This is a genomic window from Lysobacter sp. DMC104, assembly GCF_056313665.1.
In genome coordinates this window covers 171,147-196,859 of record NZ_JBQUZW010000012.1, presented here as the reverse complement: position 1 = coordinate 196,859, position 25,713 = coordinate 171,147, and the positions used below count along the sequence as shown (strand labels likewise).

Genomic DNA, 25,713 nt, shown 5'->3' with positions numbered 1-25,713 from the left:
ACCGGCACGGCGGCGACGAACGCCGTGTCGACCATCACCGATACGATCCCGACGGGTCTGACCATCGGCACGCTGCCTGCGGGCTGCACGGCAGCCGGCCAGACGGTGACCTGCACGATCGCGGCGGGCCTGGCGGCCGGCAGCAGCACGAGCTTCGTGATCCCGGTGACGCCGACGGCCGGTGCTGTTCCCGGCGTGACCAATACGGCGACGGTGAGCGGTGGCGGCGACACGACGTGCCCGGCGGCGGCGCACTGCACCAGCAGCGTGACCACGCCGACGGATGCGCTCATCGATGCGGTGGACGATGACTTCTCCGCGACGCCGATCGTCGGCAGCGCGGGCGGCACGACGGCCACGGTGATCACCAACGACACGACCAATGGCGTGGCGGCGGTGATCGGCACGAACGTGACGCTGACGCCTGGCACGAGTCCGAATGCCGGTCTGACGATGAATCCCGACGGCACCATCACGGTGGCTGCTGCCACGGTGGCGGGCACGTACGTCTACCCGTACACGATCTGCACTCTGCCGGCGACGGTGCCTGCGACGTGCGACACCGCCAATGCGACGGTGGTCGTGTCGGCGGCGGTGATCGACGCGGTGGCCGATACCGGCACGGTGGCGAACGGCGCGTCGGGCGGCACGGCGGTGCCGAACGTGCTGGTCAACGACACGCTGAATGGCGCGCCGGCGACGCTGGCGACGGTGAACCTGACGCAGGTGTCGACGACGAACCCGAACGTGACGCTCAACCCGGCGACGGGCGAAGTGGTCGTCGCGCCGGGCACGCCGGCAGGCACCTACACGGTGACCTACCAGATCTGCGAGAAGCTGAATCCGACGAACTGCGACACGGCGACCGTGACGGTGACCGTGGGCGCGGCGGTGATCGATGCGGTCGACGACAGCTACGGTCCGATCAATGGTGCCAGCGGTGCGACCACGCCGAGCGTGCTGGTGAACGACACGCTCAACGGTGCTGCTGCGACAGTGGGCACGGGCGGCAACGTCACGCTGACGCCCGGTGCCGCGCCGACGCCGGCGGCCGGTTCGATCACGATGAATGCCGACGGCACCATCACGATCGCGCCTGGCACGACCGCGGGCATCTACACCTATGCGTACACGATCTGCGAAGTGCTGAACCCGACCAACTGCGATACGGCGACGGCGATCGTCACCGTGACGGCGGCGCCGATCGACGCGGTGGACGATACCGGCACGGTGGCGTCGGGTGCTTCGGGTGGCACGGCGGTGCCGAACGTCCTCGTCAACGACACGCTCAACGGCGTCCCGGCGACCCTCGCGACGGTGAACCTGACGCAGGTGTCGACAACGAACCCGAACGTGACGCTGAACCCGGCGACGGGCGCGGTGGACGTGGCCCCGGGTACGCCGGCCGGCACGTACACGGTCGTGTACCAGATCTGCGAGAAGCTCAACCCGACGAACTGCGACACGGCGACGGTCACCGTCACCGTGGGTGCGGCCGTGATCGATGCCGTCAACGACACCGGCACGGTGGCGAACGGCGCTTCGGGCGGGACGGCGGTGCCGAACGTCCTCGTCAACGACACGCTCAACGGCGTGCCGGCGACGCTGGCGACGGTGAACCTGACGCAGGTGTCGACGACGAACCCGAACGTGACCCTGAACCCGGCGACGGGCGAAGTGGTCGTCGCGCCGGGTACGCCGGCGGGCACCTACACGGTGACCTACCAGATCTGCGAGAAGCTGAATCCGACGAACTGCGACACGGCGACGGTCACCGTCACCGTGGGTGCGGCCGTGATCGATGCCGTCAACGACACCGGCACGGTGGCGAACGGTGCGGCCGGCGGTACGGCGGTGCCGAACGTGCTGGTCAACGACACGCTGAATGGCGCGCCGGCGACGCTGGCGACGGTAAACCTGACGCAGGTGTCGACGACGAACCCGAACGTGACGCTCAACCCGGCGACGGGCGAAGTGGTCGTCGCGCCGGGCACGCCGGCAGGCACCTACACGGTGACCTACCAGATCTGCGAGAAGCTGAATCCGACGAACTGCGACACGGCGACCGTGACGGTGACCGTGGGCGCGGCGGTGATCGATGCGGTCGACGACAGCTACGGCCCGATCAACGGTGCCAGCGGTACGACCACGCCGAGCGTCCTGGCGAATGACGCCCTGGACGGTGGTGCGGTGACGGTGGGCGCGAGCGGCAACGCCGTGCTGACGCCGGGTGCGGCGCCGACGCCGGCGGCGGGTTCGATCACGATGAATGCCGACGGCACCATCACGATCGCGCCTGGCACGACGGCGGGCGTCTACACGTATCCGTACACGATCTGCGAGAAGCTCAACCCGACCAACTGCGATACGGCGACCGCGACGGTGACTGTGGCGGCGGCGCCGATCGACGCCGTGGACGATACCGGCACGGTGGCGTCGGGTGCTTCGGGCGGTACCGCGGTGCCGAACGTGCTGGTCAACGACACGTTGAACGGCGCGCCGGCGACGCTGGCGACGGTGAACCTGACGCAGGTGTCGACGACGAACCCGAACGTGACCCTGAACCCGGCGACGGGCGAAGTGGTCGTCGCGCCGGGCACGCCGGCAGGCACCTATACGGTGACGTACCAGATCTGCGAAAAGCTGAACCCGACGAACTGCGACACGGCGACGGTCACCGTCACCGTGGGTGCGGCGGTGATCGACGCGGTCAACGACACCGGCACGGTGGCGAACGGCGCTTCGGGCGGTACCGCGGTGCCGAACGTGCTGGTCAACGACACGTTGAACGGCGCGCCGGCGACGCTGGCGACGGTGAACCTGACGCAGGTGTCGACGACGAACCCGAACGTGACCCTGAACCCGGCGACGGGCGAAGTGGTCGTCGCGCCGGGTACGCCGGCGGGCACCTACACGGTGACGTACCAGATCTGCGAGAAGCTCAATCCGACGAACTGCGACACGGCGACCGTGACGGTGACCGTGGGTGCGGCGGTGATCGACGCGGTCAACGACACCGGCACGGTGGCGAACGGCGCGTCGGGCGGTACCGCGCTGCCGAACGTGCTGGTCAACGACACGCTCAACGGCGCGCCGGCAACGCTGGCGACGGTGAACCTGACGCAGGTGTCGACGACGAACCCGAACGTGACGCTGAACCCGGCGACGGGTGCGGTGGACGTGGCGCCCGGTACGCCGGCCGGCACGTACACGGTCGTGTACCAGATCTGCGAGAAGCTCAACCCGACGAATTGCGACACGGCGACCGTGACGGTGACCGTGGGTGCGGCGGTGATCGATGCCGTCAACGACACCGGCACGGTGGCGAACGGTGCGGCCGGCGGTACGGCGGTGCCGAACGTCTTGGTCAACGACACGCTCAACGGCGTGCCGGCGACGCTGGCGACGGTGAACCTGACGCAGGTGTCGACGACGAACCCGAACGTGACGCTCAACCCGGCGACGGGCGAAGTGGTTGTCGCGCCGGGTACGCCGGCCGGCACCTTCACGGTGACGTACCAGATCTGCGAGAAGCTGAACCCGACGAACTGCGACACGGCGACCGTGACGGTGACCGTGGGTGCGGCCGTGATCGATGCGGTGAACGACACCGGCACGGTGGCGAATGGCGCGTCGGGCGGGACGGCGGTGCCGAACGTGCTGGTCAACGACACGCTGAACGGCGTGCCGGCGACGCTGGCGACGGTGAACCTGACGCAGGTATCGACGACGAACCCGAACGTGACGCTGAACCCGGCAACGGGTGAAGTGGTCGTCGCGCCGGGCACGCCGGCCGGCACCTACACGGTGACCTACCAGATCTGCGAGAAGCTCAACCCGACGAACTGTGACACGGCGACCGTGACGGTGACCGTGGGTGCGGCGGTGATCGATGCCGTCAACGACACCGGCACGGTGGCGAACGGTGCGGCTGGCGGAACGGCGGTGCCGAACGTGCTGGTCAACGACACGCTGAACGGCGTGCCGGCGACCCTGGCGACGGTGAACCTGACGCAGGTGTCGACGACGAACCCGAACGTGACCCTGAACCCGGCGACGGGTGAAGTGGTTGTCGCGCCGGGTACGCCGGCGGGCACCTACACGGTGACCTACCAGATCTGCGAGAAGCTCAACCCGACGAACTGCGACACGGCGACGGTCACCGTCACCGTGGGTGCGGCGCCGATCGACGCGGTGGACGACAGCCACGGCCCGGTGAACGGTGCCGGCGGTGCGACCACGCCGAGCGTGCTGCTCAATGACACGCTCAATGGCTCCCCGGCGACGGTGGGCGCGGGCGGCAACGTCACGCTGACGCCGGGTGCGGCGCCGACGCCGGCGGCGGGTTCGATCACGATGAATGCCGACGGCACCATCACGATCGCGCCTGGCACCACGGCCGGTGTGTACACCTATCCGTACACGATCTGCGAAGTGCTGAACCCGACGAACTGCGACACGGCGACCGCGACGGTGACCGTGTCGGCGGCGACGATCGACGCGGTGGACGACACCGGCACGGTGGCGAACGGCGCGTCGGGCGGTACGGCGGTGCCGAACGTGCTGGTCAACGACACGCTGAACGGCGTGCCGGTGACGCTGGCGACGGTGAATCTGACGCAGGTGTCGACGACGAACCCGAACGTGACGCTGAACCCGGCGACGGGTGCGGTGAACGTGGCCCCGGGTACGCCGGCGGGCACTTACACGGTGACCTACCAGATCTGCGAGAAGCTGAATCCGACGAACTGCGACACGGCGGCGGTCACCGTCACCGTGGGCGCGGCGGTGATCGACGCGGTGGACGACAGCTACGGCCCGATCAACGGGGCCAGCGGTGCGACCACGCCGAGCGTGCTGGTCAACGACACGTTGGGTGGCGCGGCGGTGACGGTGGGCGCGAGCGGCAACGCAGTGCTGACGCCGGGTGCGGCGCCGACGCCGGCGGCCGGTTCGATCACGATGAATGCCGACGGCACCATCACGATCGCGCCTGGCACGACCGCGGGCATCTACACCTACCCGTACACGATCTGCGAGAAGCTCAATCCGACGAACTGCGACACGGCGACGGCGACCATTACCGTCGGTGTGGCGGTGATCGATGCGGTCAACGACACCGGCACGGTGGCGTCGGGTGCGTCGGGCGGCGTGGGCGTGCCGAACGTGCTGGTCAACGACACGCTGAATGGCGTGCCGGCGACGCTGGCGACGGTGAACCTGACGCAGGTGTCGACGACGAACCCGAACGTGACCCTGAACCCGGCGACGGGTGCGGTGAACGTGGCCCCGGGTACGCCGGCCGGGACCTACACGGTGACGTACCAGATCTGCGAGAAGCTCAACCCGACGAACTGCGACACGGCGACCGCGACGGTGACCGTGGGTGCGGCGCCGATCGATGCCGTCAACGACACCGGCACGGTGGCGAATGGCGCGGCCGGCGGCACGGCGGTGCCGAACGTGCTGGTCAACGACACGCTCAACGGCGCGCCGGCAACGCTGGCGACGGTGAACCTGACGCAGGTCAGCACCAGCAACCCGAACGTGACGCTGAACCCGGCGACGGGTGCGGTGAACGTCGCGCCGGGCACGCCGGCCGGCACCTACACGGTGACGTACCAGATCTGCGAGAAGCTCAATCCGACGAACTGCGACACGGCCACCGTGACGGTGACCGTGGGTGCGGTGCTGATCGACGCGGTGGACGACAGCTACGGCCCGGTCAACGGCGCCAGCGGTGCGACCACGCCGAGTGTGCTGGTCAACAACGACACGCTGGGCGGCGCTGCGGTCACGGTGGGTGCGAGCGGCAACGTCACGCTGGCGCCGGGTGCTGCACCGACGCCGGCGGCCGGCTCGATCACGATGAATGCCGACGGCACCATCACGATCGCCCCGGGCACGACCGCGGGCACGTACACGTATCCGTACACGATCTGCGAGAAGCTCAACCCGACCAACTGCGACACGGCCACGGCCACGATCGTGGTGGCGGCTGCGCCGATCGATGCGGTGGACGATGCGGGCACGGTGGTGAACGGTGCGGCCGGTGGTACGGCGGTGCCGAACGTGCTGGTCAACGACACGCTCAACGGCGCGCCGGCGACCTTGGCGACGGTGAACCTGACGCAGGTGTCGACCACGAACCCGAACGTGACGCTGAACCCGGCGACGGGTGCGGTGAACGTGGCGCCCGGTACGCCGGCCGGCACGTACACGCTCGTGTACCAGATCTGCGAGAAGCTGAACCCGACGAACTGCGACACGGCGACCGTGACGGTCACCGTGGGTGCGGCGGCGATCGATGCGGTGAACGACAGCTACGGTCCGGTGAACGGCACGAACGGCGCGACCACGCCGAGCGTGCTGGTCAACGACACGCTGGGCGGCAGTGCGGTCACGACGGGTGCGGGCGGCAACGTCACGCTGACCCCGGGTGCGGCGCCGACGCCGGCGGCCGGTTCGATCACGATGAATGCGGACGGCACCATCACGATCGCGCCGGGCACGACGGCGGGCACGTACAGCTACCCGTACACGATCTGCGAAGTGCTGAACCCGACCAATTGCGACACGGCCACGGCCACGATCGTGGTTTCGGCGGCGCCGATCGACGCGGTGGACGACACCGGCACGGTGGCGTCCGGCGCGGCCGGTGGTACCGCGGTGCCGAACGTGCTGGTCAACGACACGCTCAACGGCGCGCCGGCGACCCTGGCGACGGTGACGCTGACGCAGGTCAGCACCAGCAACCCGAACGTGACCCTGAACCCGGCGACGGGCGCGGTGAACGTGGCCCCGGGCACGCCGGCGGGCACCTACACGCTGGTCTACCGGATCTGCGAGCAGCTGAACCCGGCCAACTGCGACACGGCGACGGTCACCGTCACCGTGGGTGCGGCGGTCATCGATGCGGTGGACGACAGCCATGGCCCGGTGAACGGGGCGAGCGGCGGCAACACGCCGAGCGTGCTGGTCAACGACACGCTCGGTGGCGCGGCGGTGACCCCGGCCAGCGTCACGCTGACGCCGGGTGCGGCGCCGACGCCGACGGCCGGTTCGATCACGATGAATGCCGACGGCACCATCACGATCGCCCCGGGCACGACGGCCGGCGTGTACACCTATCCGTACACGATCTGCGAAGTGCTGAACCCGACCAACTGCGACACGGCCACGGCCACGATCGTGGTGGCGGCGGCGCCGATCGACGCGGTGGACGACAGCGGTGCGGTGGCGAACGGTGCGACCGGTGGTGTCGCGGTGCCGAACGTGCTGGTCAACGACACGCTCAACGGCGCGCCGGCGACCCTCGCGACGGTCACGCTGAACATGCTGGCGACGACGAACCCGAACGTGACCCTGGACCCGGCGACGGGTGCGGTGAACGTGGCCCCGGGCACGCCGGCCGGCACCTACACGGTGACGTACGAAATCTGCGAAGTGCTGAACCCGACGAACTGCGATACGGCGACGGTCATCGTCACCGTGGGTGCGGCGCCGATCGACGCGGTCGACGACAGCTTCCCGCCGGTCAACGGCGTGGGCGGCGGTTCGACGGCCTCGGTGCTGGTCAACGACACGCTGAACGGCGTGGCGGTGAACCCGGCCGACGTCACGCTGACCCCGGGCACCGCGCCGACGCCGGCGTCGGGTTCGATCACGATGAACGCGGACGGCACGATCACCATCGCGCCGGGCACGGAAGCGGGCACCTACACGTATCCGTACACGATCTGCGAAGTGCTGAATCCGACCAACTGCGACACGGCGACGGCGACGGTGGTCGTGGCGGCGCAGCCGGGCCTGACGATCGACAAGATCGCCGGCACCCCGAGCGCCAACACGGCCGGTGCGTCGATCCCGTACAGCTTCGTGGTGACCAACACCGGCAATGTGACGGTGACGGGCCTGACGATCAACGACGCGAACCTGTCCGCGCCGGCGGTCTGCCCGACCACCACGCTGGCCCCGGGCGCGTCCACGACCTGCACCGGCTCGCACACGATCACGCAGGCGGAAGTCGACGCGGGCACGGTGAACAACACCGCGACCGCGACCGGCTCGCTGCCGGGCGGCGGCACCACGGTGTCCCCGCCTGACAGCACCAGCACCCCGATCGCGCGCAACCCGGCGATCGCGGCGACCAAGACCGCGACGATCACCACCGACACCGGCGTGATCGGCCAGGCGGACGCGGGCGACGTGATCACCTACGCGGTGGGCGTGACCAACACCGGCAACGTGACGCTGGACAACCTGGTCGTGACCGACAGCTTCGAAGGCGGTGCGCCGACGACGCTGAGCTGCTCGCCGACCACGCTGGCTCCGGGCGCGTCCGCCACCTGTGCGACCTACACGCACACGGTGACGGCGGCCGAGGCCGCGGCGGGCGGCACGCTGGACAACGTCGCCACGGCGACGGGTCGTTCCAGCAGTTCGGCGCAGACGGTGACGTCCACGGGCACGGCGGTGGTGGCGGTGAACGGCGCTCCGGCGACGATCCGCGTCACCAAGACCGCCAGCCCGCACGACGTCCACGTCGGCGACCTGGTCCGCTACACGGTGACGATGGAGAACACCAGCCAGACGCCGATGACCGACGGCACGCTGATCGATACGCCGCCGGCAGGCTTCACCTACGTCGACGGCTCGCTGCGCGTCGCCGATGCCGATGGCGCCGGTCGCCTGGTCGGGACCTACCCGATCCGGGTCGACCAGATCGACATCCCGGCCGGCGGTCGCGCCACCATCACCTACCTGCTGCGCGTGGGCGCGGGCGTGCGCGCCGGCATCCACACCAACAGCGCGGTGGTCGAGGACGACGGCGACGTGGTGTCGAACACCGCGACCGCGGACGTGCAGCTGGTCGCCGATCCGCTGCTGGACGACTCGCTGATCGTCGGTACGGTCTTCAACGACCGCGACGGCGACGGCTGGCAGGACGCGGCGGGCCTGGGCGAGGTGCATGTCCAGGGCGGCTTCGCGCCGGAGGCCTACGTGGCGAACTCGACCACGGTCGATCGCGGCAACGGCCCGGCGGCGGAAGCCGACCACAGCTCGCCGATGCTCCACGGCATCGCGCTGGGCGACCTCGTGGCGCGTCAGTCGGAAGGCGATCCGGTGGCCAAGCACACCGTCGTCATCCGCCAGACCCTGCGCGACCTGCGCTTCACCGACGACTTCGTGCTGACCTCGGCGCAGGGCGTGACGGTGCGCATGGCGGCCGACGGCAGCACCCGCGTCGAGAAGAGCGGCGATGCGGCCAAGGGCCTGAATGCGGCGGCGCCGACGGTGGAACGCCATGTCAGCCAGGTGGCCGACGGCTACGTGGTCGACTACGTGATCGCCAACACCGGCATCGACGAGCGCGGCATCCCCGGCGTGCGTCTGGCCACGGTGGAAGGCCTGCTGGTCGAGACCGACCAGTACGGTCGCTACCACCTGGCGGGCGTCGACGGCGGACGCTGGGAGCGCGGCCGCAACCTGATCCTCAAGGTCGATCCGGCCACGCTGCCGCCGGGCACGGTGTTCACCACCGACAACCCGCTGGTGAAGCGCGTGACCCCGGGCGTGCCGACCCGCTTCGACTTCGGCGTGAAGCTGCCGGTGTCGGTGCTGGAAGGCGGTTCGCAGTCGGTCGAGATGGAGCTGGGCTCGGTGATGTTCGCCCCGGACAGCAGCGAGATCCGCCCGCAGTACCGCGCGGCCATCGACAAGATGGCCGACGCGGCGCAACAGCACCGCGGCGGCGAGATCGTGATCGGCGCCGAAGGCGACAGCGACCTGCTGGCCTTCGAGCGCGCGGTCGCGGTGCGTGACGCACTGGTGGCGAAGCTCACCCCGGAGACGGCGGCGGGCCTGCGCATCAGCGTCCGCGCCAACCCGCACGATCCGTCCTCGACGGTGGTCGGCGTGATGGCGTGGCCGCTGATCGGCACCTTCCTGTTCGAGACCGACCGGGCCGAGATCAAGCCGGAATACCGGCCGCTGATCCGCCGCATCGCGGACTACCTGGTCGAGGTCGGCAGCAACCGCGTCGCGGTGGTCGGCCACGCCGACAAGCGCGGTGCGGACGACTACAACGTGGCACTTGGCATGCGTCGTGCGAAGGCCGTCTACGACGCGATCGCGGAGGCGCTGCCGGCGAAGGTCCGCGGCGCGCTGCGTGTCGATATCAACGAGGATCCGGCTGCCCCCGCCGGAATGAACGGGCAGTGAGGGTCGCCAAGATGAAGATGAAACTGCTCGACTACACCCTGATCGGCATCCTCGCCGGCGGCTTCGCCGGCACCGCCTCCGCACAGGAGGCGCCGGCCACGGCCGGCGCTTCCGACGCCACGCGCTGCGACGGCAACGGCTGCACGTCCGACGAAGGCATGGTGTTCACCATCCGCACCCGCGGCGAACAGCGCCCGGTGACGAAGGACACTTCGGAACAGTCCGATTCCGGCAAGCTGCAGCCCGATCGCCGGGTGACGGTGGAAGCCGAACACGTCGCCTCGACGTGGAACCGCGACCTCCAGCCCGGCCAGGCGCTGGCCATCGGCAAATGGTCGACCGACCTGCCCGGCGGCGGCGTGATCTGGGCCACCGAGGACCCCAACCTCGGTCAGCCGCAGCTCAACGTCTCGGCGCCGTCGCTGGTGGCCTTCGACGGCAACCGCATCGCCAAGCCGGTGCGCTTCTACGCCTACAGCAACTACGCCGACTTCGTGCGCCGCGCCGAGGTGCTGATCTATCGCGCCAGCGACGCCGACCTCGTCGCGCCGCTGGCGAAGGTGGAGCTGCCGGTCGGTGCGGTCACCGACGTGACCTGGGACGGCACGCTGCCGGCGGGCTTCGAAGCCCGTGCCGGCGACGAACTGGCCTACATCGTCCGCGCCTACGGTGCCGACGGCAGCTTCGACGAGACCTGGCCGCGGCGCATGCAGCTGGTCACGCCGGACGAGGCCGAACGCGGCAGCCAGGTGCTGCAGCGCTCGGTGGAGAAGGCCAACGGCATCGCGATGAGCGCCGAGGAAGCCGAACAGCGCAGCCTCGTCGAAGGCGTGTTCGGCGAGAACGCGCTGCGCCAGCAGAACATCGCGATCTACGGCTCGCGCATCCGCATCCAGGGCCGCGACATCCCGGAAGGTTATTCGGTCCGCATCAACGGCCAGAGCCAGCCGATCGACCTGCAGCGCAAGCTGGTGGCCGAATACCTGGTGCCGGTGGGCCGCCATGCCTACGAGATCGAACTCGCCGGCGGCGACCAGCAGACGCTGAACAAGCGCCTCGACATCGACGTCACCGGCAAGTACATGTTCGCGGTCGCGATCGCCGATTTCACGGCGTCCGGCAGCAGCGTGTCCGGTTCGGTGGAGCCGCTCAGCGGCGACGAACGCTACGACGACGGCTTCCTGCTGGAAGGCCGCCTCGCGTTCTACCTGAAGGGCAAGATCAAGGGCAAATACCTCGTCACCGCGCAGGCCGACACGCAGGAACGCGAGATCCGCGACCTGTTCCACGGCTTCGGCAAGGCCAACGCGCAGGACGTCTTCCGCCGCCTCGATCCGGACCAGTACTACCCGGTCTACGGCGACGACTCGACCACGGTCCGCGACGTCGACACCCAGGGCAAGCTCTACGTTCGCGTCGACTGGGACAAGAGCCAGGCGCTGTGGGGCAATTTCAACACCGGCATCACCGGCACCGAGTACGGCCAGTACTCGCGCTCGTTGTACGGCGGCGCGCTGAGCTGGCGTTCGCGCAAGGCGACCGAACTGGGCGAACCGGCGTCGCAGCTGAAGGTGTTCGGTTCCGAGGCGCAGAGCGCGCCCGGCCACACCGAATTCCTCGGCACCGGCGGCAGTCTCTACTACCTCAAGCACACCGACGTGCTGCCCGGTTCCGACCGCGTGGTGCTGGAAGTGCGCGACCACACTACCGGCCGCGTCGAGAAGCGCATCGACCTGGCCCGCGGCGCGGACTACGAGATCGACGAGTTCCAGGGCCGCCTGATCCTGACCCGGCCGCTGGCGCAGATCACCCGCGAGAACATCCCCACGCTCACCCGCGACACGCCGCTGGACGGCTTCTCGCAGGTGCTGCTGGTCGACTACGAGTACATCCCCGACGGCTTCGATCCGGGTTCGTTCACCGCCGGCCTGCGCGGCAAGCACTGGTTCGGCGAACACGTCGCGCTGGGCGCCACGTACATCGACGAGAACCGCGGCGGCGACGACTACACGCTCAAGGGCGCCGACCTGACCTTGCAGGCCGGTCGCGGCACCTACCTGAAGCTCGAACAGAGCAGCACGCAGGCCGCGAGCGCGCCGATCTTCTTCTCCGACAACGGCGGCCTGAGCTTCAGCCAGCTCAACCCGACCACCGTGTCGCGCGAAGGCGATGCGCGTGCGGTCGAGGCCCGCGCCAACTTCAAGGAGCTGGGCTGGACCGATCTCGACTGGTCCGCCGGCGCCTGGTGGCGCGACGTGGATTCGGGCTTCTCGGTCAGCCGCTTCGACATCGGCTCGCGCGTGCGCGAGGAAGGTGCCGAGGTGCTGGGCCAGTTCGCGCAGAACATCAACGTGCACGCGCGCTACAGCCGCGCCGAGCGCGGCAGCGAGACGCTGACCCAGTCGCAGGTCACCGGCGAATGGCGGATCGACGACTACAACAGCCTGGCCGGCGAGCTGCGCCGCATCGAGGAGAAGCGCCTGTCCGGCAACGCCGCCGGCACGCTCGCCGCGTTGCAGTACAAGCACCGCTTCGGCAGCAGCCTGGACGTCTACGGCACCGCGCAGTTCACCGTCGACGACGACAGCGGCCGTTACGCCGACAACGACGCCTACACGATCGGCGGCAAGTACCTGTTCGGTGACCTGTCGAGCGTCGGCGCGGAAGTCACCACCGGCGACCGCGGCGATTCGGCGCAGGTCAACGCCGAATACCGCCTGAGCCCCGAGCACACGTTCTACGGCGCCTACACCTGGTCCACCGACCGCACCGCCTACGACCCGCTGTTCAACAACCGGCAGACGTCCGGCTGGACGCTGGGCCAGCGCTGGCGCCTGTCGAACCAGGTCAACGTCTACAACGAGAGCCAGTACCTCAAGGCGCCGAACGAAAGCGGCCTGGCCCACACCTTCGGCATGGATTTCTATCCGGGCGTGGGCTGGACGCTGGGCTTCACCCTGCAGACCGCGAACCTCGACCGTGGCACCGGCAACGTCGACCGCAACGCGGTCAGCGTCAGCGGCGGCCGCACCTCCAGTGCGACGCAGTGGAACAGCAAGCTGGAATGGCGCGAGGACAGCGGCGCCGAGCGGCGCACGCAGTGGGTGACCACCAACACGTTCACGCAGAAGGTCAACGAGAGCTTCCGCATCGCGGCGCGCTTCAACTACTCGAAGACCACCGACGACCTGCAGGCGAGCGCGGGCGCGAAGTTCATCGAGGGCAACCTCGGGTTCGCGTGGCGTCCGTTCGATACCGGCAAGTGGGCGCTGCTGGGCAAGTACACGTACCTGTACGACGTGTCCGCGCTGTCGCAGACGGGCACCAACGTCGCCAACTACGACCAGCGCAGCCAGGTGCTGTCGCTGGAAGGCGTGTACACCCCGAACGTGCACTGGGAGTTCGCGGGCAAGGCGATGCGTCGCGAAGGCGAGGTGCGTTACGGTCGCCTGGCGGGCGAGTGGGCCGACTCCGGCGCGACATTCGTCGCGGCGCAGGCGCGCTACGCGTTCGCCGACGACTGGCACGCGATGGCGGAGTACCGCTGGCTCGGCGCGAAGCACGGCGGTGATCGCCAGGGCGCGCTGGTCGGCATCGACCGCGATCTGGGCAAGAACCTGCGCTTGGGCGTGGGCTACAACTTCACCCAGTTCAACGACGACCTGACGAACTTCGACTACGACCAGCGCGGCTGGTTCGTGAACTTCGTCGGCTGGTACTGACTTGAACGACTGACGGCGACGGAACGCCGTGTCTGCAGGGACGGGCACGGCGTTCGCGCTCGTCCCGGCTTCGGCCATCGAATGATTCGATCGTCGACGCCAGATCGATAGTCGGCGCGCGTATGTCGCGTCGTGCTCCATGCGCAACCCTGGTTTGTTCGGAGATTGTCTGGAATGAAAGGCCTCGTGTCGTCGTCCCGCCCGGTTGCGGTCTCCCGCGTGCCCCTTCGTTTGACGGCGCTGGTCGCGGCGCTGGTCGCCGCCGCCGGACTGATCTCGCCTGCCGCGCAGGCGCGCCAGATCGGCAAGGACGGGGTGCGCACGGTGACGGCGGCCAACACCGTGCTCAACACCGTGACCACGCTCTCCGCGGGCGCGGCATCGGGCGCCGGCACGATCACCGTCGCGAGTGCGGCCGGCATCACCGCCGGTGACGTGCTCATGCTGTACCAGGCGCAGGGCGCGACCATCGCGACCACCAATACCAGCGGTTACGGCGCGGTGACCGCGCTGAACAACGCCGGCCGCTACGAGTTCGTCAGTGTCGCCGCCGTGGCCGGCAACGTGATCACGCTGGGCACCGTCTGCAGCGGCACGCCGCTGCGCTTCTCCTACAACAGCGGTGCGCAGGTCGTGCGCGTCCCGCAATACAGCAGCCTGACCGTGAACGCCGGGGCGTCGGTCGTGCCGTCCGCGTGGAACGGCAGCACCGGCGGCGTGGTCGCGGTCATCGTCGACGGCACGGCCACCATCAACGGGACGATCCACGCCAACGCGCTGGGCTTCCGCGGCGGTGCGCTCGAGAATGACACCACCGCCGCCGGCACCGACGTCACCGCCTACGTGGCTGCGACCACGGCCGATGGCGGCGAGAAGGGCGAAAGCATCGCCGGCTCGCAGACCGTGTACGACGGCCTGGGAGGACGCTACAACCGCGGCGCGCCCGCCAACGGCGGTGGCGGCGGCAATTCGCACAATGCCGGCGGCGGTGGCGGCGCCAACGGCGGCAGTGCGTCCGGCTGGAATGGCCAGGGCGTGCCCAGCCTTGCCACGGCGGCGTGGGCGACCGCGTGGAATCTCGACGGCACGTTGACGTCGACGACCAATTCCCCGGGCGGTGGTCGTGGCGGTTACACCTACGCCGCGGCCAATCAGGATGCGATGACGACGGCGCCGGGCACGGCGTCGTGGGGCGGCAACAACCGGCGCGAGCGCGGCGGGCTCGGCGGACGTCCGCTGGCCAACAACCCGAGCACCATCGGCGACACCCGCCTGTTCCTTGGCGGCGGCGGCGGTGCCGGCGACGGCAACAACGGTGCGGCCAGTGCCGGCGCGGCCGGTGGCGGGCTGGTGTACGTCATCGCCAACGCCGTCAGCGGCAGCGGGGCGCTCCAGGCCAACGGCGGCACGGCCACGGCCACGGTGCCGGGCCACAACGATGCGCCCGGCGGCGGCGGCGGCGGCGGTTCCGTGGTGCTGGTCGCCCCGAGTGCAGGGGGCCTGAGTCTGTCGGCCAACGGCGGCGCTGGCGGCAACCAGCTGATCACCAGCGTCGAGTCCGAAGGTCCGGGCGGCGGCGGCGGCGGCGGTTACATCGCTTCGCCGGGCGGCACGCGCACCGTGACGGGCGGCGTCGGCGGCACGACCTCGTCGACCGCCGTGACCGAGTTCATCCCCAACGGCGCGACCGCAGGCAACGGCGGCAACATCGCGTCCGCACCCGCGCTCGCCGATCTGCCGCTGTGCAACTTCACTGCCCGTGCCGACCTGAGCGTGACCAAGACCAACACGCCGGGCGCCAACGGCAATGTCGACCAGGCCACGGACACCGTGACCTCCGGCACCAGCACGACCTACACGATCACCCTGCGCAACAACGGGCCGGGTGCGGCCAACGGCACCGTGGTCACCGATCCGGCGACGGCCAGCCTGACCTGCAGCACCGCGACCTGCGCCGCCACCGGCGGCGCCAGCTGCCCCGCCCAGACCGGTGCGGCGCTGGTGACCGCCCTGCAGGGCGCCGGTGCGACCGTACCGACGTTGCCCGTCGGTGGCACCGCGACCTTCACTCTCACCTGCCAAGTGCCCTGATCCATGACTGCCACTCCCCGGCGTCTCGTCCTTCCGTTCGTCGTCACCCTCGCCTGCGGCCTGCTGTCGATGCCGGGCGCACGCGCGCAGGTGTGCGCCACGCCCGGCAGCGCCGGCAACGTCACCGGGGTCGCGGGCATCATCAACACCTACTGGACGCCCGCCACCGGCAACTACGGCCCGGCGAGCACCACCATCTCGCTGGGTGCCCAGCGCGGCGCGGCGGCGACGCTGGCCCCGGGCGATCTGGTGCTGATCATCCAGATGCAGTGCGCGACGCTGGATACCACCGACACGCTTGCCTACGGCGACGGGGCCGCAGGGGAACCCGCCTCGGGCTACGTCAGTTCGTCGCCGGGCTGCGCCGCCGGTCGCTACCAGTTCCTGCGCGCCGGTGCGGGCACCAGCGGCAGCACGCTGGACCTCGCCGGTTCGCCGCTGACCGCCAGTTACGAGCAGGCCGCCGCGACCACCACGAACGGCCGCCGCACCTTCCAGATCGTCCGCGTGCCGCAGTACGCCAACGTCACCCTCGGCGGCACCGTCACCGCGTCGCCGTGGGACGGCAACAGCGGCGGCGTGGCGGTGATCGACGCCGCTTTCACGCTGGACTTCAACGGCCAGACCATCGATGTCGACGGCGCCGGTTTCCGCGGCGCGGGCGGTCGTGCCCGTGACGTCAACGATGCGGTCGAACGCTTCCGCTGGGACGACGACACCCGCCACGCGGTGAAAGGCGAGGGCATTGCCGGCACGCCGCGCTTCGTCAGCGAGAAGCGCACGCCGGACGACGGCATCGCCTCGACGATCACCGACCTCGGCGCCGGCTGGGGCGGTTATCCCACCGGCACCGCCAGCACCGGTGACTGGGCCCGCGGCGCCCCGGGCAACGCCGGCGGCGGCGGCGCCTACTGGGACGGCGGCAGCGACAACGGCGGCGGTGGCGGCGGCGGCAACGGTGCCGCGGGCGGCCGGGGGGGCGCCGGCTGGCGCTCGGCGGGCTATGCCGGGATCCTGGCCGACTACAGCAACCTGCCCGACAAGAAATGGGGCTTCGGCGGCGCGGCGTTCGCGCAGGCGAACATCGCCCGGCTGGTGATGGGCGGCGGCGGCGGCGGTGGCGACAACAACGGCAACAGCACGGCCGAGCAGTCCAGCGGCGCGGCGGGCGGCGGCATCGTCATGGCCCGCGCGGTCACCGTGACCGGCAGCGGCACCCTCCGTGCCCGCGGCGGTCGCGCGGCCGACAACCCGCTGAACGACGCCGCTGGCGGCGGCGGTGCGGGCGGCAGCGTGCTGGTGGTCGCCACGACCTGGAGCGCCGCGCTGAATGTCGACGTCAGCGGCGGCCGCGGCGGTGACGCCTGGGTGCCGGGCGGCTCCGCCCACGGTGGCGGCGGCGGCGGTGCGGCGGGCGTGGTGATCACCACCGGCGCGGCCACGGTCACCGCCAACGGCGGTGCGCCCGGCCTGACCAACACGGCCCAGGGCCAGCCGGGCGGCGCCACCCATGGCGCGACCAGCGGCGGCAGCAGCACCGCGTCCGTGGTCGGCGCCGGGACCGACACCCCCGGCACCGACGTCGGCCGGACCTGCAAGTCGGACCTGCGCATCACCAAGACCAACACGCCGGGCGTGAACGGCGAGGTCGACCAGGCCGCCGACACGGTCGCGTCCGGATCGACCTCGGTCTACACCATCGTCGTGAGCAACACGGGCCCGAAGCCGGCGAACGACGCGATCATCACCGACCCGTCGCCCGGCGGGCTGGCCTGCACCACGGCCACCTGCACGGCCACCGGCGGTGCCAGTTGCCCCGTGCAGACCGGTGCGGCGCTGGTGGCGGCCCTGCAGGGCACGGGCGCGGCCATCCCCGTGCTGCCGTCCGGCGGCAATGTGACTTTTGCATTGACCTGTACCGTGCAATAGCGAAAACCGATCGACCTGCCATCGATTGCGCACGATCAACCGCAAAAACGAGACGGATGACCGATATTCAGCTCTCTGGAATCACTAGCCTGTCAGATGTGACAGCGTGAGGGGGGCACTTGCCGCGCTTATGTTGCACGGGACGTGATTGCGCGACCCGTGCCGCGCACGATGCATGCATGAAGCTTCCGCCCTCGCACGGTGGTGCGGATGCTTCGTGTGATCGGCCGGCCGGGGGGCGGCAATCACGGAAGCAACGAGGCAAGACAGGGGTGGTCGATGATCAGGATCCGAATGAGCTCGGGCATGGCCCGTGCGTGTCGCGCGGCAGTGCTCGCCTGTCTGTTCGCCCTTGGCGTGCAGGCGCCGGACGCCCGCGCGGCCACGGTCCAGCACCTCACCACGCAGACCGCGACCGCCACCGGCGCCGGTGCCACCGGCACGCCTTCGATCGCCACCTTCAGCATCCCCAGCGGCAAGAACCGCGCCCTCTTCATCTGGGCCACGTTCGAGCGTGACCACTGCTCGGCCGCCGACGGCACCGGCGGCCTGTGCACCAGCGCCAACACCGCCGGCACCGGCCTCGGCGACAACTGGCCCGAGCCACGCACCGGCACGCCGCCGGCCACCACCAGCAACAACCAGATCACCGCGCGCCTCGTCGGCCCCGGCGGCACGATCAACAAGCAGAACGCGCTGGTGATCGGCGGCACGCCCAGCGGCGACACCCGCTTCATCACCATCAGCACCTCGCCCACCGGCTCGCCCGCGGGTACCGCGTTCTTCAGCCTCAGCAGCTTCCACATCGTGCTGTTCGAGAACGAGATCAATACCCTGCTCGGCGGTGCGGCCTCGGGCACGGTCACCATCACCTTCCCCGACGTGGTCTCGCCGACCAACCCCGGCGACGACGCGCTGATGCTGGCGTCGGTGTACCAGAACGTCGAGCAGACGGTGAACGGCTTCGTCCGCAATGCCACCGCCACCGCGCAGGTGACCACCGGCACGCCGGGCAACGCCAGCCTCGCGCCGGCCGCCTACGATGCCGGCCAGGCCCCGAACGAGGCCGACGACGGCAAGCTCGTGATGGGCGCGAGCAGCAGCACGCAGGGCTTCACCGGTGCGCCGAGCGGCTTTTCCTCGCTGACTGGTTCGCTGACGACCAGCAACGGCAACGGCACCTACGACACGCCCAACGGCAACGTCAACAACGAACCCAACGGCATGACCGGCGGTGCCTATTTCGGCAACGGCGGCGCCACGCCGGGCAGTCTCTACACCCTGCAGCTGGGCGGCGCCGCGGCGACCCTGATCTACGGCGCCACCAACGCCTCGTTCCTGCTGGAATCCGACAATGCCGACGTCGGCGATGCGCCGATCAGTTACGGCAACCCGACGCACACCATCACCGGCATCCGCATGGGCGCCACGACGGACGCCGACAGCGGCCTGCTCAACAACGCCACCGCCACCGGCGACGACGTCAACAACACCGACGACGAAGACGGCGTGACCCTGTCGCCGCTGCTGCCGATCGGCGAGATCACGATCGTGCCGGTCAGCATCCAGAGCGCGGCCGGCGTGCTCAACGCCTGGTTCGACTGGAACGCCGACGGCGACTTCAACGACGCCGGCGAGCAGATGGTCAGCGACCAGGCCGTCGCCGTGGGCACGGTCAACCTCAACATCGCGGTGCCGGCCGGCGCCGTCATCGGCCCGACCTTCGCCCGTTTCCGCGTCTGCACCAGCAGCGCTGCCTCCGCGCCGCTGGACAACTGCAACACGCCGGTCAGCACCGTGCAGAGCGGCGAGGTCGAGGACTACCAGTTCCAGGTCACCCGCAAGGTGCTGCTGAACAAGATCACCACCGGCACCGCCGGCGGCCCGTTCGGCTTCGCCCTGACCAACACCGGGCAGACCACCGGCACCGTCACCACCGCGGCCGCCAACACCGCGACCCAGGTCGACGGCAACACCGGCATGACCGGCACGCAGGTGTTCGCCGTGGCCTCGCCGACCACCGCCGTCACCATCAACGAGAACTCGCTGCCGGCCGGCTGGGCGTTCAACGGCGCGACCTGCGTCAACGCGTCCAACGCCACCGTCGGCAGCCTGAGCGGCACCACCTACACGATCACCGGCGCCGAGATCGCCGCCAGCACCGGCTTCACCTGCACCTTCACCAACGACCGGCTGCCGATCCTGCGCCTGCAGAAGGCCCTGCCCAGCGGCCGTTTCGCGGTCGGCGACCAGTTCACCCTCACCATCACCGGCACCGGCGGTCCGGCCACGGTCACCACCACCGGCGCGGGCACCACCGCCACCGGCACCGCCACGCTCAACCCGGGTGCGGTCGGCGCAACCTACACCTTCACCGAAACCGCGTCCGGCGGCGCCAACCTCGGCAACTACATCACCACCTGGAGCTGCACCAACGCGCTGTCGGGCGGGCAGACGCCCAGCGGCAGCGGCACCAGCTTCTCGCTGACCGGCGCCACCGGCGACGACCTGACCTGCACCTTCACCAACACCCGCAAGAACCAGGCGGATCTGCGCCTGACCAAGACCAACACGCCAGGCCTGAACGGCGAGGTCGACCAGGCCGCCGACAGCGTGACCTCCGGCACCACCACCAGCTACAGCATCGCCGTGACCAACCTCGGTCCGGATGCCGCCGACGGTGCGGTGCTCAGCGATCCGGCGCCGACCAACCTCACCTGCGCCACCGCCAGCTGCACGGCGACCGGCGGCGCGACGTGTCCGCCGATCACCGGCGCGGCCCTCGTCGCGGCCCTGCAGGGCGCGGGTGCACCGATCCCGGGGCTGCCCGTCAACGGGACGGTGACGGTGACCCTGACCTGCTCGGTGAACTGATCGTCGGGCGGCGCCCGGGCGCCGCCTGACCGCCACGGACCGGTTTTTGCGTCTCAACCCGGGCCAGCGCTGCGACCCCATCGCGGGTCGCGACCTTGATGTTCGAAGAACGGAGGGGCGGTGACGGCGAACGCGGGACATCCCAGGCACGCCGAACGCAGCGCACGGGCGCTGCGCCACAACCATGCGCTGGTCGCGCTGGCGCGCCGGGTCTGGAGCGAGGATTGCACCCTCCAGACAGCGATCGCCCTGATCTGCCAGGTCGCGGCCGACACCCTCGAAGTCGAGCGCGTCAACGTCTGGCGCGTGGAGCGTGGCGGCAGTCGCCTGCGTTGCGTCCATGCCTACCTGCGCAGCGAGGATCGCCACAACCCCGCCGGTTTCGACGAGGCCCTGGCGATCGACCGCGAGTACGGCGAGCAACTGGAAGACGTGCGGGTGATCGACATCGCCGATGTCCGCGTCGACGACGCCGTGGCCGAAGACGACAGCCTGCAGGCCTATTTCACCCGCCATCGCGTGCAGTCGCTGCTGGACGCGCCGGTGCGCAGCCAGGGCGAACTGCTGGGCGTGGTCTGCCACGAACAGGTCGGCTGCGCGCGCGTGTGGACCCCCGAGGACCAGGCCTTCGCCGGCAGCATCGGCGACTACGTGGCCATGGCCTACGAGATCAGCCGCCGTCGCGAGGCCGAAAGCCGGCTGCGCTACATCGAACGCCACGATCCGCAGACCGACCTGCCGAACCGCGACCACCTGCTGGAAGTCGCGCACAGCGCGCTGCGGCCGATGCACGAGAACGACGGTGGCCTGGTCGCGGTGCACCTGCAGGTCGAACTGCCGATGGAGGCCTTGCCCGACGACGAGGCGCGCCAGCACATGCTCGCCACGGTCGCCGAACGCCTGCGCGAGGCGGTTGGCGAAGCGGCGACGCTGGCCCGCGTGCGCGAAGACGCCTTCGCGGTGATCCCGCACCGGCACCTGCCGGAAGTCGAGGCGCTGGCGCTGGCCGAGCGCTGCATCGACCTCGTCCAGGCCGGCTTCGACCACGGCGCCGTGGTGCCGCAGCCGGCCACGGTGTCGGCGGGCATCGCGTTCTCGCGCGACCTGGTGGCGCCGTCCGCCGACACGCTGCTGCGCAATGCCGAGAACGCCAGCCTCCGCGCACGCCAGACCGGCTTCAACCGCTGCGAAGTGTTCGATGCCGATCGCCACCGCGGCCTGCTCGAACGCCTGCGCACCGAACAGGCGTTGCGCGAGGCCTTCGCCGCCGGCGATCTGCTCCTGCACTACATGCCCGAGATCGACCTGCGCGACGGCCGCTGGCGCGCCGCCGAGGCGCTGCTGCGCTGGCGCATGCCCGACGGCCGCGTGGTGCCGGCGGGCGAGTTCATCGAGGTCGCCGAAAGCTCCGGTCTGATCGTGCGCCTCGGCCGCTGGGTGCTGCTCGAAGCCTGCCACGCCGCCATGCGCTGGCCCGCGCGTGACGGCGTCGCGCCGATGCTGCGCGTCAACGTCTCCGCGCGGCAGTTCGAGCAGGTCGGCCTCATCACCGACGTCCAGATCGCGCTGTCCGACTCCGGCCTGCCGCCGCACCGGCTGTGCCTGGAGCTCACCGAAACCCTGCTGCTGCGCGACCAGCGGACCGCCGGTCGCACGCTCGCCCGCCTGCGCGCGCTGGGCGTGCACGTGGCGCTCGACGACTTCGGCAGCGGCTACTGCTCGCTCGGCTACCTCAAGCACCTGCCGATCGACACGCTGAAGATCGACCGCGGCTTCACCGCCGGCCTGCCCGGCGACCGCGCCGACCTCGCGATCGTGCAGGCCGTCGCGCAACTCGCCCACACCCTCGGCATCGACGTCGTCGGCGAAGGCGTCGAAACCAGCGCCCAGGCCGACTGCCTCCGCGACTGCAACATCTTCGCCGTGCAGGGCTGGCTCTATTCGCCGGCGATCGACAACGACGCGCTGATCGCGGGGTTCGGGGGCGGGGGCTGACGCGCTACCCTGTCGCCGGTTCCGGTCCGGCCGAGGTGTCCCATGTCCCGCGTCATGTCCCGCCCATCGCTTGTCGCGCTCGCGCCGACTGCGCTTGCCGTCGTGCTCGCCGCGTTCGCCGTGCCCGCCCCCGCCGCCGATCGTGTCACCGGCAAGCCGTTCGCCACGCGCAGCGAGGTGTACGCGCCGCATGCGATGGCGGCGACGTCGCATCCGCTGGCCACTCAAATCGCACTGGAGACGATGCGCGCCGGCGGCAGTGCGGTGGACGCGGCGATCGCGGCCGATGCGGCGCTGGGGCTGATGGAGCCCACCGGCAGCGGCATCGGCGGCGACCTGTTCGCGATCGTGTGGGACCCGAAGACGAAGCGGCTCTACGGCTACAACGGCTCGGGCCGTTCGCCGAAGGCGCTCACGCTGGCCGAGTTCCAGCGCCGCGGACTGACCGACATCCCGGCGCAGGGGCCGTTGCCGGTGAGCGTGCCCGGCTGCGTCGACGGCTGGTTCGCGCTGCACGACCGCTTCGGCAAGCGCAGCATGGCCGACAACCTCGCGCCGACCATCCGCTATGCACGTGAAGGCCATCCGGTCGCGGAGACGATCGCGTATTACTGGGGCCGCAGCGTGCCGGGCCTGTCGAAATGGCCGGGGTTCGCCGAGCAATTCACGATCGATGGCAAGCGTGGGCCGCGCACCGGCGAGACGTGGCGCAATCCCAATCTCGCGAACACGCTGGAGACGATCGCGCGCGGCGGCCGCGACGCGTTCTACAAGGGCGACATCGCGCGCACCATCGATGCCTACTTCAAGGCCAACGGCGGCTTCCTGCGCTACGACGACCTGGCCGAACACCACGGCGAGTGGGTCGAGCCGGTGAGCACCAACTATCGCGGCTACGACGTGTGGGAACTGCCGCCGAACGGGCAGGGCATCGCCGCGCTGCAGATCCTCAACCTGCTGGAACCCTACGACCTCAAGTCGTACGGCTTCGGCAGCCCCGAACACGTGCATCTGTTCGTCGAGGCGAAGAAGCTCGCGTTCGCCGATCGCGCGGCGTCGTATGCCGATCCGAAGTTCTACGACACGCCGGTGGCGCGCCTGATCTCGAAGGGCTACGCCGCAGAGCGCGGCAAGCGCATGTCGATGGACAAGGCCGCGCGCAGCGTGGAGCCGGGCATCATTCCCGAGGTCAATGAAGGCGACACGATCTACCTCACCACCGCCGACGCCAGCGGCATGATGGTCTCGCTGATCCAGTCGAACTACCGCGGCATGGGCAGCGGCATGGCGCCGCCGGGGCTGGGCTTCGTCTTCCAGGACCGCGGCGAGATGTTCGTGTTGAAGCCCGGCCATCCCAACACCTATGCGCCGGGCAAGCGGCCGTTCCACACCATCATTCCCGCCTTCGTCACGAAGGACGGCAAGCCGTGGCTGAGCTTCGGCGTGATGGGCGGCGCGATGCAGCCGCAGGGCCACGCGCAGATCCTGATGAACCTGATCGACTTCGGCATGAACCTGCAGGAAGCCGGCGACGCGCCGCGCATCCAGCACGACGGCAGCACCGAACCCACCGGCCAGAACACCGCGATGAGCGACGGCGGTGAAGTCGATCTCGAAAGCGGTTTCCCGATCGAAACCGTCCGCGCGCTGATGCGCAAGGGACACAGCGTGCGTTTCGCCGACGGCCCCTACGGCGGCTACCAGGCGATCATGGTGAACCCGAACGGCGGCGGCTACGTCGGCGCCAGCGAATCGCGCAAGGACGGCATGGCGGCGGGGTATTGAGTCGATGATGATCCTGCGATTCGTCGCCGCGACGCTGGCGGCAGGTCTTGCATCGGGTGTTGCGTCCGCCGCGGCGCCTGCGCCGCCCACGGTTTCCCCGGGCGGTGACGCTGCGTGGGAAGCGGCATGCGAAGACGTGCCAACCATCCTGTACGACGTATGCCGCCGTGAAGGCGATGCACATGCCGCCGTCCTCGCGGCGGCCTGGCATGCGTTCGGCAAAGGCTATCTGCGCCCCCTGGCCAAGCGACTGGCGGCGAGCGGTGATCCGCGCAAGCTCGCCATCGCGGCGAACCTGTGGTCGGTCACGGCGGATGACCATGCGGATCGGAACATCGACCGATGGCGGGCGCAGGCCTTCGACGCGGGTGCTGACGATCCGATCGTCGCGGTGCTGCTGCAGAACGACCTGCGGTCCGTCGACGGGATCGCCCGCCAGGCGCGGGAGCGCTGGCGCGCCAGTGAACCAGCCAATCTCGCGCCGGCGATGCTTTCGGGCGAACCCGTCGAAGACCTGCTCGCAAGCGCCGGGACGTTCGATCGCTTCTCGCTCCACCTGCCGGATCTGCTGTCCACGATCGACGACGCACTGGTGATAGTCCCTCCGGACCAGGCGCAACGCGCCTTGTTGCGTGAGGCAGGGCTGGGTCTCCCGTCCTTGTCCGCGAGCTATACGTTGTTGTGGGGCGCGATGGCGGCGCCTTCGTTTTCACCGTTGATCACCGCCTGCAAGGGCGACGCGCGCCATGCGACACCGACGCGCAACAGCGAGTGTCGGCTACTCGGGCGGATGCTGCTGGCGCATTCGGACACGGTGGTGGGCGAACTGTTCGGCGCAGCGCTGTTGCGCCACGACGATGACGCTGCCTTGCGCGCCGAAGGCGAGGCCTGGCGACGCAATTGGGCATGGCAATCGGCACGTCTGAGGGAACTCGGCGAACACGCGACAGGCGATTGCACGCCGGCCAGGATGCGCGCGACGTCAGGCTTGGGTGAAGGCGACGCCATGCGCGCCTGCCTGCGTGATGCCGGCGTGTCGCTGGAACCACCGGCGGACTGGTCGCCCGGGGCGGCTCCGGCTTCAGGGCAATAG

The 25,713-nt window shown here is 70.0% G+C and carries 9 protein-coding genes; 8 read left to right on the top strand and 1 reads right to left on the bottom strand.

Annotation, left to right across the window (positions count from 1 at the left end; translation table 11 throughout):
- Window positions 1–293, bottom strand: a 293-nt coding sequence (locus tag ACT53R_RS15910) for a hypothetical protein (RefSeq protein ID WP_476172885.1), incomplete at its 3' end; no start/stop codon positions are given.
- Here ACT53R_RS15910 and ACT53R_RS15905 point away from each other — a divergent pair.
- The 8 genes from ACT53R_RS15905 (at window position 268) to ACT53R_RS15870 (ending at window position 25,713) form a co-directional block, all read left to right on the top strand.
- A complete protein-coding gene (locus tag ACT53R_RS15905) occupies window positions 268–10,224 on the top strand; it encodes a DUF7507 domain-containing protein (RefSeq protein ID WP_476172884.1) in 9,957 nt (3,318 codons plus the stop codon). The two genes, ACT53R_RS15910 and ACT53R_RS15905, sit on opposite strands and share 26 nt — an antisense overlap.
- An 11-nt stretch (window positions 10,225–10,235) precedes the next feature.
- A complete protein-coding gene (locus ACT53R_RS15900) occupies window positions 10,236–13,946 on the top strand; it encodes a hypothetical protein (RefSeq protein ID WP_476172883.1) in 3,711 nt (1,236 codons plus the stop codon).
- Between the two features lie 219 nt (window positions 13,947–14,165).
- The gene (locus ACT53R_RS15895) at window positions 14,166–16,037 is read left to right on the top strand and encodes a hypothetical protein (protein WP_476172882.1); all 1,872 of its coding nucleotides are present in this window, start codon (window positions 14,166–14,168) and stop codon (window positions 16,035–16,037) included.
- A 3-nt stretch (window positions 16,038–16,040) separates the two neighbouring features.
- Window positions 16,041–17,966, top strand: a complete 1,926-nt coding sequence (locus tag ACT53R_RS15890; protein WP_476172881.1) for a hypothetical protein — start codon at window positions 16,041–16,043, stop codon at window positions 17,964–17,966.
- Between the two features lie 306 nt (window positions 17,967–18,272).
- Window positions 18,273–20,840, top strand: coding sequence for a prealbumin-like fold domain-containing protein (locus ACT53R_RS15885; RefSeq protein WP_476172880.1), 2,568 nt, complete (start codon window positions 18,273–18,275; stop codon window positions 20,838–20,840).
- 120 nt (window positions 20,841–20,960) lie between these two features.
- Window positions 20,961–22,835, top strand: coding sequence for a putative bifunctional diguanylate cyclase/phosphodiesterase (locus ACT53R_RS15880; RefSeq protein WP_476172879.1), 1,875 nt, complete (start codon window positions 20,961–20,963; stop codon window positions 22,833–22,835).
- A 42-nt stretch (window positions 22,836–22,877) separates the two neighbouring features.
- Window positions 22,878–24,620 carry a gamma-glutamyltransferase gene (gene ggt / locus ACT53R_RS15875; protein WP_476172878.1) on the top strand — a complete coding sequence of 581 codons (1,743 nt, stop codon included), beginning with the start codon at window positions 22,878–22,880 and terminating at the stop codon, window positions 24,618–24,620.
- 4 nt (window positions 24,621–24,624) lie between these two features.
- The gene (locus tag ACT53R_RS15870) at window positions 24,625–25,713 is read left to right on the top strand and encodes a hypothetical protein (RefSeq protein WP_476172877.1); all 1,089 of its coding nucleotides are present in this window, start codon (window positions 24,625–24,627) and stop codon (window positions 25,711–25,713) included.

What these genes read in the sequence shown, in the direction of transcription:
- ACT53R_RS15900 (WP_476172883.1), top strand. Translation starts at nt 10,236, where the DNA reads ATGAAGATGAAACTGCTCGACTACACCCTGATCGGCATCCTCGCCGGC.
- ACT53R_RS15885 (WP_476172880.1), top strand. Translation starts at nt 18,273, where the DNA reads ATGGCCCGTGCGTGTCGCGCGGCAGTGCTCGCCTGTCTGTTCGCCCTT.
- ACT53R_RS15870 (WP_476172877.1), top strand. Translation starts at nt 24,625, where the DNA reads ATGATGATCCTGCGATTCGTCGCCGCGACGCTGGCGGCAGGTCTTGCA.
- ggt (WP_476172878.1), top strand. Translation starts at nt 22,878, where the DNA reads ATGTCCCGCGTCATGTCCCGCCCATCGCTTGTCGCGCTCGCGCCGACT.
- ACT53R_RS15890 (WP_476172881.1), top strand. Translation starts at nt 16,041, where the DNA reads ATGACTGCCACTCCCCGGCGTCTCGTCCTTCCGTTCGTCGTCACCCTC.